This window comes from Pseudomonas sp. 05T35, assembly GCF_056396605.1.
On record NZ_JBFTLU010000858.1, the window covers coordinates 1 to 665 of the forward strand.

1 pseudogene is annotated in these 665 nt (G+C 53.4%); it reads left to right on the plus strand.

What is annotated here, in order from left to right:
* Positions 1-204 precede the first annotated feature (204 nt).
* Positions 205-387 (plus strand): annotated as a pseudogene (locus tag AC1DH9_RS30315) (IS5/IS1182 family transposase); the annotation flags it as partial.
* Positions 388-665 lie beyond the last annotated feature (278 nt).

Here is a 665-nt window from a genome sequence, read left to right on the forward strand (position 1 = left end):
GTCCGGTAGCGCACTAGCATGGGGTGCTAGGGGTCGAGTGTTCGAATCACTCCGTCCCGACCATATAATTCAAAGGGGTCGCGAGATTTTATTTCGCGACCCCTTTTTATTTCAGGTCGATTTTACTCCCACAAATGGGCTGGCTTTCGGTGGAGTTCTCACCCCTTCTTGGCGCTGTATCTAAGGTGCTCGTCTCTTACGAGCCAAACCACCATCCTCAACTTCCGTCGTATGCTGGAGAAGCACGAACTAGCCGCCGGAATCCTTGCCGTGATCGATGGCTATCTGGGCAACCGAGATCTGTCGCTGAGCCAAGGCACCATCGTGGATGCCACGCTGATCAATGCGCCAAGCTCGACCAAGAACAAGGACAGTAAGCGCTACCCTGGTCTGACGAAGAACGCGGCGCAACGGGTGACACTGTTTGCGCTGTCGAACTTGTGGATGGCGCGTAGATATTTACTGACGAGTGCGAGAGAGGTGCGCCTGTAATGTGGGGAATGGTGCCGCGAGGTGCTCGCAGTGGCTAAAAACACAGAAATGAGCGAGTGACCTGATCGTCTTTGATTGATTCGCCGCGTTCAAGATCGGCAGAGGCTGAAGTCAGCCAGAAATACATGACTACTTCAGACCATCCCTAGCTATTGCGGCTCTTTCATTAGTTC